This is a genomic window from Arthrobacter pascens (assembly GCF_017052465.1).
Classification (GTDB): domain Bacteria; phylum Actinomycetota; class Actinomycetes; order Actinomycetales; family Micrococcaceae; genus Arthrobacter; species Arthrobacter pascens.
The window spans coordinates 1-15,359 of the sequence record NZ_JAFHKT010000134.1 but is presented as its reverse complement, the minus strand read 5'-3'; the positions used below and the strand labels follow the sequence as shown (position 1 = coordinate 15,359).

Here is a 15,359-nt window from a genome sequence, read left to right as displayed (position 1 = left end):
TCCTGCCGGAGGTTCCGGGGAGCCGCAGTAGCCGATTGAGGAGTACACGTGCAGAAGCAGCCGACCATTCGCGATGTTGCCGCGGCTGCGGGGGTGTCCGTCGCCGTCGTTTCCCGCGTCCTCAACCCGGGCTCCGGACCGGTAGCGGCGGCGACCCGAGGGCGGGTCAGCGACGTCATGGAAACCCTCGGTTACCACCCCCGCACGGCAGCCAGGGAACTGAAGCACGGGCCGCCCACCACGCTGGGGCTGCTCCTGGCCGACGTCTCCAACCCCTTCTTTGCGCGGCTGGCGGACCAGGTGGTCCAGGAGGCGCACTCGCGCGGCATCCAGGTGCTGCTCATGACGACGCAGGAGGACGACCAGCTGGAATCGGAGCGTCTCGCCACGCTCATCGAGCGCCGGGTCAGCGGGATCATCGCCACTCCCACCGGGAACAACCTGGATACGTGGAAAAAGCTCCAGGACATGGGGACCGACGTGGTCTTTGTGGACCGCTCGATCCCGGCGCTGCCGGCGGTCGACGTCGTCACTATCAACAACACCGAGTCGGCGCGGTCGGCCACGGCGCTGATGGCTGCGCATGGGCACCGCCGCATCGCCATAATCTCGGGCCCGGCGTCCTCGACGACCGGGCGGGACAGGATCGCAGGCTATCGCGAAGCCCTGGATGCAGCCGGACTGGAGCAGGACGAACTTCTCATCCGCTCCGCCGCCTTCCGGGGAGCCGCCGGCGGCGATGCCACGACGGCGTTGCTCAGCCTGGAGGACCCGCCCACTGCCCTGGTGGTGGCCAACACCGCCCAGGTGACGGCCGTGCTCCGGCGCCTTGCGCATGCCGGGATTTCGATTCCGGAGGAACTGTCGGTCATCGTGTTCGAAGATTCCCCGTGGACGGAACTCATGACTCCGCCCCTGACCATCGTCCGGCAGCCCATTGATCTGCTGGCCCGGCACTCCGTGCGGCTGGCCCTGTCCAACCCGAGCGGCAAGACCTCCGGAAAGCCGACGGTGGTCCGTGTCGATGCCGAACTCATCGAGCGGTCCAGCGTTAGCAGGCCGAAGCCGCGCCCGTAGGTTTCTCAGTCGTCCCCGCGACTGCCTCGGCCCGTGCGTGCATTTGCAGCAGACTGATTTACACCCGACAACCCCGTGTGGTACAAAAAGTGTACCGGTTCCACTTTGTTTCCACTCGCACAGAGTGGTGGCCGTCTGGTTGCGTGCGGGCTCCTCCCCGGCCGCCGGCCGCCTCGAACTTAAGGACTTGATCATGACGGAAACCACGCGACGCTCGCTCGCCGTTCTGGGGCTCGGCCCCATGGGCGGGCCCATGGCCCGCCGGCTTTTGGACTTCGACGGCGGCCTCGTCGTCTGGAATCGGACGTCCGCGAAAGCGGAACCCCTGGTTGCGCTGGGTGCGCGCGCAGCGACATCACCGGCCGATGCCGCGTCCGACGTCGTTTTCACAGTGCTGCCCGATCTCAAGCAGGTCGAATCGCTCCTGCCGGGACAGGACGGACTGCTGTCCGGCTGGGAGGCCAAGGGCATTACCCGGCCCATCCTCGTGGTTCACGGGACGGTGTCACCGATCGCCGTCGCGGCCTTTGCAGAGCGTTTGCTCCGCGCGCACGGGGTGACGGTCCTTGACGCGCCGGTCAGCGGCGGCACCATCGGTGCGGAGCAGGGAACCCTCAGCATCATGGTCGGCGGTGACGAGGACGCGGCGCTGTCCATTGAGCCCGCCCTCCGGGCCATGGGCACCACCGTCCGGTATATGGGCCCGAGTGGCTCAGGGGCTCTCGCCAAGGCGTGCAACCAAATTGTTGTCGCTGCAACCGTGACAGCAGTCTCCGAAGCCATGCTCCTGGCCCGCGGCGGAGGCCTGGACCTGGCCGTGATGCTCGAGCTGCTGCAGGGCGGGCTGGCCGATTCCGCTGTCCTCCGGCAAAAGGGCCAGCGGTGGATCAACACCGACTTCGCCGGAGGCGGCAGCGCCCAGAACCAGCTCAAAGACCTCGGGTTCATCCTGGATGCGGCAGCCACGGAAGGCCTTGAACTGCCGCTGAGCAGCACCGTGAGGGGCCTGTTCGACGAGATGGTCGCTCAAGGCGACGGAGCCCTCGACCACACGGGCATCCAGCGCACCCTCGCCCGCCGCTCTCAGGTCCCAGCCGGACCTGCCATAGTGTGACCGGTAACGCGGACGGCGGCGGGAGGGAGGCCCCGCCGTCGTCTGCTTTGCGGGGATACAGGACCTGGGCCCTGTGCGCCGGAAGCGCCCGGCGTTAGGATGCCGTGTGACGTTCACCCACGGCTACGCGGACAACGACGGCATCCGCATGTACTACGAGGTCCACGGCCCGGCGGTGCCCGGCCAGCCGCCGCTGCTCCTCATCCCGGGCGGCGGCTCCACGATCGGCACCAACTTCGCAGAGCTCATCCCGCTGCTGGCCGAACGCCGCCAGGTGATTGCCGTTGAGGAGGAGGGCCACGGCCGCACCCAGCCCACCAGCCGCCCGCTCACGGCCGAGACCTCCGCCGGCGACCTCCGCGCGGTTTTGCACCGGCTCGACGTAAAAACTGTGGATGTGCTGGGATTCAGCGCCGGCGGCCACACCGCCATCGCGCTCGCACTCGGGAGTCCCGCCGTCGTCCGGCGCCTCATCGCCGCCTCCACCTTTGTGAGCCGTGATGCCGTGCCGGACGAGTTCTGGGACGGCATGGCGAAGGCCACCCTGGCCGACATGCCGGACACGTACAAGGACGCCGACCGCCGTCTCAACCCGGAGCCGGGCCACCTGGAGCGGCTCTTCGAACTGGACCGCCGGCGGATCCTGGACTTCCCTGGATGGTCCGACGAACAGCTGGGCACCATCACCGCCGCCACCCTGGTGGTGAGTGCCGACCGCGACGTCGTCACCGCCGAATACGCCGCCCGGATGGCCGGCGTCATCCCGGGTGCCCGCCTGCTGATCGTCCCCGGCGGCCACGGCGACTACCTCGGCGAGCAGGCCGCCAGCGGCGGGGATCTGCGGACAATGCACGCCACGGTCCCGTTCCTGCTGAGGTTCCTGGGCGAGTAGGCCGGGGGCTACCGGTGCCTGGACGGTTAGTCCTCGTCCAGGAGTCCCGGCTTGGGATAGTGGTACTTGGGCTCCTGTCTGGCGGCCATCTGGCCGGGGAGCAGCACCCAGTTCACGGACGCGCCGCCGTCGGAGGGCATGAGGCTTCCTTCACTGATGAAGCGGCCGTCGGTGGGATGGGTAGCGGGCGCCCACCATCCGTTGAAGGGGCAGTGGTCACCTGTCTGCGGACCCGTTTTCGAAGCCTTGTACTTGTTCGCTGCGGTCCTGGTTTTGGGGATGCGTTTTCTCATGGTCAATCCTTCGGAGGTCCGGCAGGCCACTGGTCGGTTACGGTCCCGGGTCCGTGACCAGATCGGGTGTTTCACCAGTATGTGCTCGCAGATGAGCCAAGAAAAGCGATCAGTTTTAACGGTTATTCATTGGCTTTTTCGATGCTTCTCCCGCTGCGCCTGACCCTGCTTCCGCGGTGCGTGGGGGCGCGCCCTGTGCGACCATGAGATGAGCCGCCCGGGCCCGGCTGCAGGGCAGGACCATCCGGCGGAAGGAATTCGGAGAGGATCCAAAAATGCCCGATGCCCTTGCGGACCTGGTCAGCGTCCGGTACATGGTCGACGACGTCGACGCGGCCATCGACTTCTACACGAAGCACCTCGGATTCACCCTCAGGATGAGCGCCGCACCGGCGTTCGCCGACGTCGTACGCGGCCGGCTCCGCCTCCTACTGAGCGGGCCAACTAGCTCGGCAGGCCGGCCGATGCCGGACGGCACCGTGCCGGCGCCCGGGGGGTGGAACCGCGTCCACCTCATAGTGGACGACATCGCTGCCGAGGTGGACCGGCTGCGAGCCGCAGGCATCACATTCCGGAACGACATTGTCACCGGTCCCGGCGGTCAGCAAATCTTGCTGGAAGATCCGTCCGGCAACGTCGTCGAGCTGTTCCAGTCCACCCGCAAATAACACGCCCCACGCTTGCTCACAGGTAGCTTTTCACACTCGCGCGAAGTGCTTCCGTGTGCTCAGTGAGGTAGGACTGGCCGGCCCCAAGGCCGAAACGACCGCCTGTGGCCGGCGACGGCTCAAATATCGGACACAATCACGAATTGCCGATGAACTGCGGCTCAATTCCCGCCCCGAACGGGACTACGCATGTTTACTGGGTGTGGGGGCGGGGAGTGCTGTGTCCGGCTCCGCACGCATGGACTGAACGTCCACCCGTTCCCGAAAGAAAGCTGGACCATGATCGAGGCTCACGGCCTGACCAAGAGGTATGGAAAACGTACCGCCGTCGACGGAATTACTTTCACCGTCCAGCCAGGCCAGGTCACTGGCTTCCTTGGACCCAACGGCGCCGGCAAATCCACGACCATGAGGATGATCCTCGGGCTGGACCGGCCCACCGCCGGCCAGGTTCTGGTCAACGGCCGTCCATACGACCAGCACCGCGCACCGCTGCGGGAAGTCGGCGCCCTGCTGGATGCCAAGGCCGTCCACCCGGCCCGCAGTGCTGCCAAGCACCTGTCCGTCCTGGCCGCCACCCACGGCATCCGACGCAGCCGGGTGCAGGAAGTCATGGCGATGACCGGCATCACGGAAGTCGCCCGCAAGCGCGTCAAAGGCTTCTCGCTTGGCATGGGCCAGCGCCTCAGCATCGCCGCCGCACTGCTCGGCGACCCGAAGACCTTCATCTTCGACGAGCCGGTGAACGGACTGGACCCTGAAGGCGTCCAATGGGTGCGTAACCTGGCCCGGCACCTCGCGTCCGAAGGACGGGCGGTCTTCCTCTCCTCGCACCTGATGAGCGAGATGTCGCAGACCGCCGATCACCTCATCGTCATCGGCCGGGGCAGGATCATCGCCGACGCGCCCGTGTCCGAGATCCTCGCCCAAGGGCAGGACAGGACCCTGCTCCGCAGCGACCGGACCGACCTGATCCAGGCAGGACTCGCAGCTGAAGGCATTGCCTTCCGGGAAGTCGAGCCGGGCCAGCTGGAGGTCACTGGCGCCGAGCCGCGGCGCATCGCCTGGATCGCACGGGAGCAGGACGCCCTGATCCACGAGCTGGTCCCGGTAAGGGCGACGCTCGAGGAGGCGTACATGGAACTGACGCGAGATGACGTTGAATACCGCTCCGCCGTGCTGGCCGGCGCAGGAGAGGGAACCCGATGAGCACGACCACCGCGCCCACCGGCCGCCGCGCCGCAGCCGCAAACCGCCGCGACCAGGAAACCGGGCTGACCTTTCTCCGGGCTGTGCACGCCGAATGGATCAAACTGACCTCACTGCGCTCCAGCTATGTCATCCTCAGCATCACGTTGCTGGGCATGATCGGGGTGGGACTGCTCAGCACGTTGGCCGTGGTCGACATGGCGTCCGGCTTTGCGGCGCATAGCGGCGCGGTGGAGGGCGGCGCCGAACAGCAAGGCATGGTGGCGGAGTTTGGCATGATGGCACGCGACATCCCGGCCTCCGGCATTGCCATCGCGCAGTTCCTCATCGCTTCCCTCGCCGTCATGCAGGTCGGCTCCGAATACGGCACCCGCATGATCACCACGACGCTCACCGCCGTGCCGCGCCGGGGCACTGCAATCCTGGCGAAGACGCTCGTCATCGCCGGAACCTCGTTCGTCGTGGGCACCGTCGCCGCCCTCATCTCCTATGTGGTGGCCCAGCCGATGCTGGAACCTCAGGGCCTGAATTACGAGGTCACCGCCGACGGCGTCATCCCGAGCATCCTCAACGCCGGCACCTACCTTGCACTGGTCGCGATCCTCGGCCTGGGCATCGGTGCACTCCTGCGCAACAGTGCCGGCGGCATCATGGCGACCCTCGGCCTGCTGATCGTCGCGCCGATAGTGCTTGCGATCCTGTCCGGCCAGAACGAACTCTTCATGGACATCAGCCGCTACCTGCCCTCCTCGGCAGGCACCCAGATGGTCGCAATCCGGACTCAGCCGGAGGCCCTGACGCAGACGGAAGGCGGCCTTGCCATGCTCGCATGGGCGGCCGCGGCGCTGGCTGGCGCGATCGTGACTGTGAAGCGACGGGACGCGTGACCACCCTCCGGCGGTGACTGAACGTGTGTGATGCGGTGTTCAACCATTGCCGGATGCGACCGGCACGCGGACGATGGTTTCATGGGACGCAAGCGGGCCTGGGTCATCGCCGCGGCGGCGGGTGCCGCCGTCGTGCTGGCCATCGGACTGGCGCTGTTCAAGCCGTGGCTTCTGTTTGTCGACGTCAGGGTGGATGAAGCCATTCCGACGGTCGCTGCCTCACCGGAGCACGCAACATCGTCTCCTTCCGCCTCACCAGCCGTCCCTTCGCCGTCCGGAGCACGTACCGAGGATGTGCCTGCCAGAGCGGTCCAGCTCGCCGAAGGTTCCCTGATCAGCCATGAACACGCGACGTCGGGAACCGTGCGGATTATTGAGCAGCCGGACGGCACGCGGGTTCTGACCCTGGAGAATCTCGACACCTCAAACGGCCCGGACGTGCACGTCTGGCTGAGCGCCGCAGACGTGGTGGAGGGCACCGGCGGGTGGTTCACGGCGGGCTCCGCTGCTCATCTTGACCTCGGCCTGATCAAGGGAAACCAGGGCAATCAGGTGTACAGAATCCCCGACGGCGTTGATCTTTCGAAGTACAGGTCCGTTGATCTCTGGTGCGTTCAATTCGCGGTGTCATTCGGAGCGGCACAACTCAGGTTCTGAAACAGCACGTCGGTGGGGCAACCCGCCGCTGGCGGTTCCCTGGGCGGAGGCGGGCCGAGAGTAGCATCGGTTGGATTCCGGCATTCTCGAGAGTGGAGTAACACATGCAACTCGGCGCTTTCTCGCTCAGTCTCACTGTCAAGGACATCGCGGCCTCGGCTGCTTTCTACGAGAAGCTTGGATTCACAAGGTTTGGTGGCGACATCGCCCAGAACTGGTTGATTCTGAGGAACGGCGACACTGTCATAGGCCTCTTCCAGGGGATGTTTGAGAAAAACATGCTGACGTTCAACCCGGGCTGGAACCAGGACGCGGAGGCGCTCGACTCATTCACCGATGTCCGTGAGCTGCAGCGGGAACTGAAAGCGCGGGGCACGCAGTTCGTTTCGGAGGCAGATGAGGGAACCACGGGCCCGGCGAGCTTCATTGTGGTGGATCCGGACGGCAACCCTGTTCTTGTAGACCAGCACGTCTGACTGCAGGGGGCGAGCTCGGCCTAACCGCCGGGGCTGCAGGGCTTGATGGCGTCAGGGGCAGGTTCGGCGGCGGCCAGATCCCTGATCTTGGCTATGCGGGCCTTCGCTTCCGGGTCGGCCTCGATCTTCGCGTAGACAGGGGCGCCGGCCGCTTTGAAGAGGGCGGCCTCGGCCTCGGTGGCCGTGACAACGGTCCCGCCGTCCTTGCAGAATTTGGCCGCGTCATCAGTCGCCGTCGTCATGTTTTCGGCAGCCCACGTGCGCGTGGCTGCTGCAGCTGTTCTGAGCAATTGCTGTTCGGCGTCGCTCAGTGTCTGAAGGGCCTTGGCATTGACCACAAGGGAGTTCACCTTGGGGTAGAGGACCAGGTTGCCGGTCACGGTCGTGGGTTCCGGCAATGTCCCGGCGAACGCGAACGACGATTCCGCCGCCACCACAGTTCCGGCGGCAAGGCCTTCGGGAAACAGCTCGCCCACCAGATCGTCCGGAGTGGCACCGAGTGCTTTCAGCAACGCGTAGGTGGTCTCTGAACGCGGAGCCCGCACCTTCTTTCCGGCCAGGTCACCAGGTTTCAGCGCCGGTTTGCCGAACGAAAAGAGCATCCGCGTACCTTCGGGAAAAAGAGCCAGCCCGGACACGCCGACCTTGTCCAGACCGGCCAGCATTTCGTCCGCGATGGCCGGCTCCGTCACCTTGGCCAGCAGTGAATTCGATGTCACCAGAAACGGCGCGTGCAATGCTGCAAACGAACCCACGCCCTCGGTGTCCCAGGCCCGAGCCGGAACAAGCCCCATGTCAAAATCGCCGGCCACCACTCCGCGTGCCACCGCCTGGTCCCAGTCGTCCTTGTCGTGGCCCACGGCCTTCCACAGCGGTTCGATCAGGATCTTGCCGCCGGAGGCTTCCTTGACCTGGCGGGCGAATTCCTCAACCTGGGCCGCGGCCGGACGGCCTGGCTCGTCATCGGTGGCAATCTGCAGCGTTTTGGCTTGTTCGGTGGCAGGAGGACCGGCGGCCGGGGCAGTGCATCCTGACGCCGCCAGAAGTGCCAGCAGGCCCACGCCCGCCGAGGTCAGAAGCTTGGACGGAGTCCTCATAGCCACGCGCCTTCCGGACGATGAACCACTAACGCAGATGTCGGGATACAGGTGAAGCAGCGCCAGGAAGAAGCGCGCGTATCCGCAACTTACGCCCCGACCGCCAGCCGGGCAATAGCGGGCGGGTCGGCCCATGCTGGGGGTGTCTGATAGACACTGCCACCGACCGATCAGGCTGCGTAGCGTGATGGTTGTGGACAGAAAAGATGACATCCGTGAGTTCCTGATCTCGCGCCGTGCGAAGATCAGCCCGGAGCGGGCTGGCATCCCCAGCTTCGGGGCGCTGCGCCGGGTGCCGGGCCTGCGCCGTGAGGAAGTGGCGCAGCTCGCCGGGGTGAGCACGGACTACTACACACGGCTGGAACGCGGCAGCATACGCGGCGTCTCAGACTCGGTGCTCGAGGCTGTGGCTTCTGCCCTTCAACTGGACGAGGCCGAGCGGGCGCACCTGTTGGATCTGGCACGGACGGCCAACACGTCGTCACGCCGGGCGCCGAGCCGGCCACCCCGGCAAAGGGTCCGTCCCGGGGTGCTCCGCCTGCTGGACGGGATGACCGGAGTGGTCGCCATGGTGCAGAACGGCCGTTCGGACGTGCTGGCCGCAAACCTGCTGGGCCGGGCGCTGTACGGACCAGTGTTCAACTCGGCCGCCCAGCCGGGGCAGGACACTCAAGGCCGCCTGCCGAACCAGGCGCGCTTCATCTTCCTCGATCCGCGCGCCGGTGACTTTTACCCCGATTGGCGGGCGGTCGCGGCCACCACGGTTGCGATGCTGCGCTCGGAAGCAGGGAGAAACCCGCACGACCGCGAGCTGAACGAGCTCGTCGGGGAGCTGACCACACGCAGCGGGCTGTTTGCTGAGTTGTGGGCCGGGCACGATGTGCGGATCCACACGACGGGAAGCAAACGTTTCCATCACCCGGTCGCCGGGGACTTGTCTTTGCAGTACGAGACGCTGCACCTTCCCGGTGATGAGGGCCAGACCTTGTTCACCTTCACCGCTGAGCCCGGCTCCGCGTCCGAAAATGCGCTGGCATTCCTCGCCAGCTGGGCGGCATCACCTCCCGAAACAACCACCGCCGCTGGTCCTGCCGATGGATCCGCTGGCCCGGAGACGCGCACCCTTGCGCAGCCCGGAACACACACCACAGGAAAGACGAAACCCTCACATGACTGAACAAAAAGACACCATGACCGAGAAAAAGGTCTGGTTCATCACCGGCGCCGGCCGCGGCATGGGCACCGACATCGCGAAGGCAGCCCTCGCAGCCGGCCACGCCGTCGTCGCCACCGGCCGCAATCCGGAAAAGGTCACCCAGGCCGTAGGCGCGAGCGAGGACCTGCTGGCCCTTAAGCTCGACGTCACCGACCCCGCCGACGCGGCGGCCGCCATCCAGGCCGCCGTTGAACGGTTCGGCCGGATCGACGTCCTCGTGAACAACGCAGGCAACTTTTACGCCGGCTTCTTCGAGGAGATCACCCCGGAGGACTTCCGGACGCAGATTGAAACCACCATGTTCGGGCCCATGAACGTCACCCGCGCGGCCCTGCCCGTCCTGCGGGCGCAGCGCTCCGGCCTCCTCGTCACGATCTCCTCCACGGCAGGCATCGCGGGCGGGGAATTCCTCACCGCGTACGCCGCATCGAAGTTCGGCGTTGAGGGTTGGGCTGAGTCGCTGGCCCCCGAGGTGGCCCCGTTCGGCATCCGCACCATGATCGTGGAACCGGGGTTCTTCCGCACCGAGCTGCTCACTCCGGAATCCACCCAGTACGCCGAATCCACCATCGAGGACTATGCCGAGAGGACCGCGCAGACGGTCACGGCGTGGCAGGGTATGAACGGACAGCAGGGCGGGGACCCCGCCAAGCTCGCCAAAGCGCTGCTCCAACTGGCCGAGTTGAACGAACCGCCTCTGCGCTTCGCTGCCGGCGCGGATGCCGTGGGGGTATTCGAAGCCCGGGCCAAGGAACTCCAGGAACAGGCCGACGCCCGCCGCGAACTCTCCAGCAACCTCGCCCACGAGGACGCCTAACACCAAACGCAACGGACGACGGCGGGAGGTCCCGCCGTCGTCCGCTAATCCCTACCACCACCAGGTCAACATTCCGCACGTATTTGACCGGTTTGCCGCCACGCCAGCGGAGAAATGCCGCCTCGCCTGCCGGCAAGAAACAACGGCGCATGTGACGCATATTTTGCATCCGGCCTGCGAGCCTATAGAGTGTGAGCCGTGTCACCCACCAGTGGCACGGCTTATGATCTGCGGCGGGAGAGTCCTGCCGGTACGTTCAGCAGGCGCCGTAGGAGCAAACCCTCCCCAGGAATCTCTCAGGCCCACGTACCGCCGCGGCAAGGCAACTCTGGAAAGCAGTCCGGGAAACCGGGCTCACCGACGGTGCAAGTGGCGCCCTGCTAAAGAGCGGGCAAAGCGGAAACTCTCAGGTCCAATACAGAGCGGGGAGGAACCCGAATCATCGTGGCACCTCGGTGCCACCTGAATTATGGAGTTCCTCAATGACGATCCAGTCGTCCCCGTCCACATTTGCAGACCGCCACATCGGTGCCCGCCGCCAAACAGACATCGACACCATGCTCAAGGCCGTTGGCTACGACAGCGTCGATGGCCTCGTTGACAACGCGGTCCCCGCTTCCATCCGCCAGGAAAAGCCGCTCAGCCTGGACAGCGCTCTCAGCGAAGTTGAGGTGCTCGCCGAGCTGCGCAGGCTGGCCTCCAAGAACCGCACGGCCGTGCAGATGATCGGCCAGGGCTACTACGACACCGTCACGCCGCCGGTGATCCGCCGCAACATCCTCGAAGCCCCCGCCTGGTACACGGCCTACACTCCCTACCAGCCCGAGATTTCCCAAGGCCGGCTCGAGGCGCTGCTGAACTTCCAGACCATGGTCCAGGACCTGACGGCCCTTCCGGTCGCCAATGCGTCCCTCCTCGACGAAGCCAGCGCCGTCGCCGAGGCCGTGCTCTTGATGCGCCGTGCCAATAAGTCCGTAGGACAGAACGCAGGCGCCCGCGACGGCAAGACCGTCCTCGACGCCGACTGCCTCCCGCAGACCATCGCCATCGTCCGGGGCCGCGCCGAAGCCCTCGGCTTCGAAGTGGAGGTTGCCGACCTGTCCAAGGGACTGCCCGACGGCGACATCAACGGCGTCGTCCTCCAGCAGCCGGGCGTTTCCGGCCGGGTCTGGGACCAGTCCGCCGTGATCGCAGAGGCTAAAGACCGGGGCGCGCTCGTGACCGTGGCCGCGGACCTCCTGGCCCTGACGCTGATTACCCCGCCGGGCGAGCAGGGCGCAGACGTCGCTGTCGGCTCCACGCAGCGCCTGGGCGTGCCGCTGTTCTTCGGCGGCCCGCACGCGGCCTACATGGCCGTGCGCGAAGGCATGGAACGCACACTGCCCGGCCGCATTGTCGGCGTCTCCAAGGACAACGCCGGCGTCCCTGCCTACCGCCTGGCCCTGCAGACCCGCGAGCAGCACATCCGCCGCGAAAAGGCCACCTCCAACATCTGCACCGCGCAGGCCCTGCTGGCCATCGTCTCCTCGATGTACGCCGTCTACCACGGCCCCGACGGACTGAAGGCCATCGCCGAGACCGTCCACAACAACGCCCGGGCCCTTGCCGCCACGCTCAAGGTCGCCGGCCGGGAGCTGGTGAACGAGTCCTTCTTCGACACCGTCACAGTCCGCGTGCCCGGCAAGGCACGGAAGGTCATTACCGCCGCCGAGGCCCGGGGCATCAACCTGCGTTTCATCGATGCGGACACGGTTGGCGTGTCAGTCGATGAGACGACGACGGCGGAGGTCCTCTCCGCGGTGGTCGTCGCCTTTGGCGCCGGTCCGGTGGTGCAGGCTGCCGGGTTCGAGTTGCCGGAGTCGGTGCTGCGCACCTCCTCCTACCTGCAGCACCCGGTGTTCAACACCCACCGCTCCGAGACCCAGCTGCTGCGCTACATCCGCAAGCTCTCAGACCGCGACCTCGCCCTGGACCGCACCATGATCCCGCTGGGCTCTTGCACCATGAAGCTCAACGCCACCGCAGAGATGGAAGCCATCTCCTGGCCCGAATTCGCCTCCATCCACCCCTTCGCCCCGGACTCGCAGACCGAGGGCTGGCGCGAACTGATCGACGGCCTGGAAGCTGACCTCGCCGAAATCACCGGCTATGACCAGGTGTCCATCCAGCCGAACGCCGGCTCCCAGGGCGAGCTCGCAGGCCTCCTGGCGATCCGGGGCTACCACCTGTCCCGCGGCGACGAGCAGCGGACCGTCTGCCTCATCCCGGCCTCGGCGCACGGCACCAATGCCGCCTCCGCCGTCCTCGCGGGCATGAAAGTCGTTGTCGTGGCCACCGCTGCTGACGGCACCATCGACCACGCGGACCTGCAGGCCAAGATCGAAGCCCACAAGGACGTCCTCTCGGCGATCATGATCACCTACCCCTCCACGCACGGTGTGTACGACGCCGATGTCCGCGAGGTCTGCGACGCGATCCACGCCGCGGGCGGACAGGTCTACGTCGACGGCGCCAACCTCAACGCCCTGGTCGGCCTGGCGCAGCCGGGCAAGTTCGGCGGGGACGTGTCCCACCTGAACCTGCACAAGACCTTCTGCATCCCGCACGGCGGCGGCGGACCCGGCGTCGGTCCGGTTGCTGCTAAAGCGCACCTGGCGCCGTTCATGCCGGGCGATGCCAACAAGGCCGCGGATGATTCCGGCCCTGCCGGATCAACAGGGGTTGCGATCAGTGCTTCGCGCTTCGGCTCTGCCGGCGTGCTGCCGATTTCCTGGGCCTACGTGAAGCTGATGGGCGGGCAGGGCCTGACCGAAGCCACCAAATCGGCCTTGCTCGCGGCGAACTACGTTGCCGCGCGGCTGGACGAGTACTTCCCGGTCCTCTACACGGGGGAGAGCGGGCTGGTGGCGCACGAATGCATCCTGGACCTGCGCGACCTGACCGCCAAAACCGGCGTCACGGCGGAGGACGTGGCCAAGCGCCTCATCGACTTCGGCTTCCACGCACCCACGCTGTCCTTCCCGGTGGCGGGCACCCTGATGGTGGAGCCCACTGAATCCGAGGACCTCGGCGAAATCGACCGTTTCATCGACGCGATGATCACCATCCGCCAGGAGATCGACCAAGTGGCCAACGGCGAGTTCACCGTGGAGAAGTCCCCGTTGCGCAACGCACCCCACACGGCCGCCGCCGTCGTCTCCTCCGACTGGGACCGTGCCTACCCGCGCGAGCAGGCCGCCTTCCCGGTGCACTCGCTGCGGCAGGACAAGTACTTCCCGCCCGTCGGCCGCATCGACGGCGCCGCCGGAGACCGCAACCTGGTCTGCTCCTGCCCGCCTCTTTCCGAGTTTGAAAACTAGATCTCGACAAGCTCGATCACCGGAAGGTTTTCACATGACTGAGAATTACACCGCCCTTTACGAAGAGCACAAAAAGGCCGGCGCCTCCTTCACCGACTTCGGCGGATGGCAGATGCCCCTGAAATACGCCTCCGAGCTGGCCGAACACCACGCCGTGCGCAACGCCGCCGGCATCTTCGACCTCTCCCACATGGGCGAAGTCTGGGTCACCGGCCCGGACGCCGCAGCGTTCCTGGACTACGCCCTGGCCGGCAAGCTGTCAGCCGTGGCCGTGGGCAAGGCTAAGTACTCTCTGATCTGCCAGGAAGACGGTGGCATCATCGATGATCTGATTTCCTACCGCCGGGCAGACGACACGTACCTCGTGGTCCCCAACGCCGGCAACGCCGTGGTGGTCGCCGCAGCACTGGCCGAAAGGGCAAGGTCCGGCAAAGAAGGCGGCTTCGACGTCACCGTCGAGGACGTGTCCGCCGAGACGTCCCTGATCGCAATCCAGGGCCCGAACGCCGAGGCCATCCTGCTGACGCTGGTCCCGGCCGAGCAGCACTCGCTCGTCACGGAGCTGAAGTACTACGCTGCCGTCGAGGTAGCTATAACCGTCAACGGCACTGCTCAGGAGCTGCTGCTGGCCCGCACCGGGTATACCGGCGAGGACGGCTTCGAGATCTACATTCCCAATGAGGACGCCGCGGGCATGTGGGAGGCATTGCTGGAAACCGGTGCCGGCCACGGGCTCATCCCCGCCGGCCTGGCCTGCCGCGACTCGCTGCGCCTGGAAGCCGGCATGCCGCTCTACGGCAATGAGCTCTCCCGCGAAGGCAACCCCTACGCCGCAGGCCTGGGCCCGGTTGTCTCGCTCGCCAAGGAATCGGACTTCATCGGCAAGGCGGCCCTGAGCGAGCTCAAGGCAGCCGGCGCCGGCTCAACAACCGGCCGCAAGCTGGTCGGCCTCAAGGGCCTGGGACGCCGTGCCGGCCGCGGCCTCTACCCCGTCCTCAAGGACGGCAACGTTGCTGGCGAAGTGACCTCCGGCCAACCGAGCCCCACCCTGGGTTACCCGATCGCCATGGCGTACGTAGACGTCGAACACGCCGCACCGGGCACCGCCCTCGACATCGACCTGCGCGGCAAGGCAGAGCCGTTCGAAGTCGTCGCGCTGCCTTTCTACAAGCGCCAAAAGTAGGTCCCGTCCCGCTGGGTGAGCCTGGCGAAACCCAAAACAAACTTTAAGGATTGAAAAACATGAGCAAAGTAGTTGCTGAACTGAAGTACTCCGCAGAGCACGAGTGGGTTGCTGCTGACGGGTCGGGCCCTGCGGGGATTGGAATTTCGGCCGTGGCTGCCGATGCCTTGGGTGACATCGTCTACGTGGACCTGCCCGAGGTCGGTTCGGCTGTGACCGCCGGGGAGACCTGCGGCGAGGTGGAGTCCACCAAGTCCGTCTCTGACCTGTACTCCCCGGTGACGGGCGAGGTTGTCGAGATCAATGGCGACGTCGTGTCCGATCCGGCGCTGATCAACAGCGATCCGTACGGTGCCGGCTGGCTGTTCAAGGTCGCCGTGACCGAAGAGGGTCCGCTGCTCTCTGCCGAGGAGT

The 15,359-nt window shown here is 66.3% G+C and carries 15 protein-coding genes and 2 riboswitches; of the genes, 13 read left to right on the top strand and 2 right to left on the bottom strand.

The window, feature by feature from the left end; genetic code table 11:
- Positions 1–48 precede the first annotated feature (48 nt).
- The 3 genes from JYA52_RS09905 to JYA52_RS09895 all read left to right on the top strand — a co-directional run bounded on the left by JYA52_RS09905 (position 49) and on the right by JYA52_RS09895 (position 3,083).
- Positions 49–1,077 (top strand): substrate-binding domain-containing protein, encoded by a 1,029-nt coding sequence (locus JYA52_RS09905; protein ID WP_205653017.1) that lies wholly within the window; start codon positions 49–51, stop codon positions 1,075–1,077.
- Positions 1,078–1,270: 193 nt separating this feature from the next.
- Positions 1,271–2,191: an NAD(P)-dependent oxidoreductase gene (locus JYA52_RS09900; RefSeq protein WP_205653016.1), complete on the top strand. Its 921-nt coding sequence runs from the start codon at positions 1,271–1,273 to the stop codon at positions 2,189–2,191.
- 106 nt (positions 2,192–2,297) lie between these two features.
- On the top strand, positions 2,298–3,083 hold the full coding sequence (locus JYA52_RS09895) for an alpha/beta fold hydrolase (protein WP_307869347.1): 786 nt from the start codon (positions 2,298–2,300) through the stop codon (positions 3,081–3,083).
- Positions 3,084–3,109: 26 nt separating this feature from the next.
- Here the strand turns inward: JYA52_RS09895 and JYA52_RS09890 are convergent, their stop codons facing one another.
- Positions 3,110–3,376, bottom strand: coding sequence for a hypothetical protein (locus JYA52_RS09890; protein ID WP_205653015.1), 267 nt, complete (start codon positions 3,374–3,376; stop codon positions 3,110–3,112).
- A 275-nt stretch (positions 3,377–3,651) separates the two neighbouring features.
- Here JYA52_RS09890 and JYA52_RS09885 point away from each other — a divergent pair, with 275 nt between their 5' ends.
- From JYA52_RS09885 to JYA52_RS09865, 5 genes are all read left to right on the top strand, one after another.
- Positions 3,652–4,044 (top strand): VOC family protein, encoded by a 393-nt coding sequence (locus tag JYA52_RS09885; RefSeq protein ID WP_205653014.1) that lies wholly within the window; start codon positions 3,652–3,654, stop codon positions 4,042–4,044.
- A gap of 279 nt (positions 4,045–4,323) precedes the next feature.
- Complete coding sequence (locus JYA52_RS09880; protein ID WP_205653013.1) at positions 4,324–5,253, top strand: ABC transporter ATP-binding protein; 930 nt, start codon at positions 4,324–4,326, stop codon at positions 5,251–5,253.
- Entirely contained in the window at positions 5,250–6,140 is an 891-nt protein-coding gene (locus JYA52_RS09875; RefSeq protein WP_205653012.1) for an ABC transporter permease, read from the top strand. Before JYA52_RS09880 ends, JYA52_RS09875 begins: the two co-directional genes overlap by 4 nt.
- Positions 6,141–6,221: 81 nt before the next feature.
- Positions 6,222–6,797 (top strand): DM13 domain-containing protein, encoded by a 576-nt coding sequence (locus JYA52_RS09870; RefSeq protein WP_205653011.1) that lies wholly within the window; start codon positions 6,222–6,224, stop codon positions 6,795–6,797.
- 104 nt (positions 6,798–6,901) lie between these two features.
- On the top strand, positions 6,902–7,273 hold the full coding sequence (locus tag JYA52_RS09865; RefSeq protein ID WP_205653010.1) for a VOC family protein: 372 nt from the start codon (positions 6,902–6,904) through the stop codon (positions 7,271–7,273).
- A 20-nt stretch (positions 7,274–7,293) separates the two neighbouring features.
- Here JYA52_RS09865 and JYA52_RS09860 read toward each other — a convergent pair whose 3' ends face one another.
- Positions 7,294–8,370 carry a TRAP transporter substrate-binding protein gene (locus tag JYA52_RS09860; protein ID WP_205653009.1) on the bottom strand — a complete coding sequence of 359 codons (1,077 nt, stop codon included), beginning with the start codon at positions 8,368–8,370 and terminating at the stop codon, positions 7,294–7,296.
- A gap of 193 nt (positions 8,371–8,563) precedes the next feature.
- Here JYA52_RS09860 and JYA52_RS09855 point away from each other — a divergent pair, with 193 nt between their 5' ends.
- The 5 genes from JYA52_RS09855 to gcvH all read left to right on the top strand — a co-directional run.
- Complete coding sequence (locus JYA52_RS09855) at positions 8,564–9,547, top strand: helix-turn-helix transcriptional regulator (RefSeq protein WP_372433787.1); 984 nt, start codon at positions 8,564–8,566, stop codon at positions 9,545–9,547.
- Positions 9,540–10,403 carry an SDR family oxidoreductase gene (locus tag JYA52_RS09850; RefSeq protein WP_205653008.1) on the top strand — a complete coding sequence of 288 codons (864 nt, stop codon included), beginning with the start codon at positions 9,540–9,542 and terminating at the stop codon, positions 10,401–10,403. Before JYA52_RS09855 ends, JYA52_RS09850 begins: the two co-directional genes overlap by 8 nt.
- Positions 10,404–10,627: 224 nt before the next feature.
- Positions 10,628–10,725, top strand: a riboswitch (glycine riboswitch).
- A gap of 1 nt (position 10,726) precedes the next feature.
- Positions 10,727–10,834: riboswitch (glycine riboswitch) on the top strand.
- 51 nt (positions 10,835–10,885) lie between these two features.
- Positions 10,886–13,762, top strand: a complete 2,877-nt coding sequence (gene gcvP, locus JYA52_RS09845) for an aminomethyl-transferring glycine dehydrogenase (RefSeq protein WP_205653007.1) — start codon at positions 10,886–10,888, stop codon at positions 13,760–13,762.
- Between the two features lie 34 nt (positions 13,763–13,796).
- Positions 13,797–14,945 carry a glycine cleavage system aminomethyltransferase GcvT gene (gene gcvT, locus JYA52_RS09840; RefSeq protein WP_205653006.1) on the top strand — a complete coding sequence of 383 codons (1,149 nt, stop codon included), beginning with the start codon at positions 13,797–13,799 and terminating at the stop codon, positions 14,943–14,945.
- 59 nt (positions 14,946–15,004) lie between these two features.
- The coding region (gene gcvH / locus JYA52_RS09835) for a glycine cleavage system protein GcvH (protein ID WP_205653005.1) at positions 15,005–15,359 on the top strand (355 nt) is incomplete at its 3' end.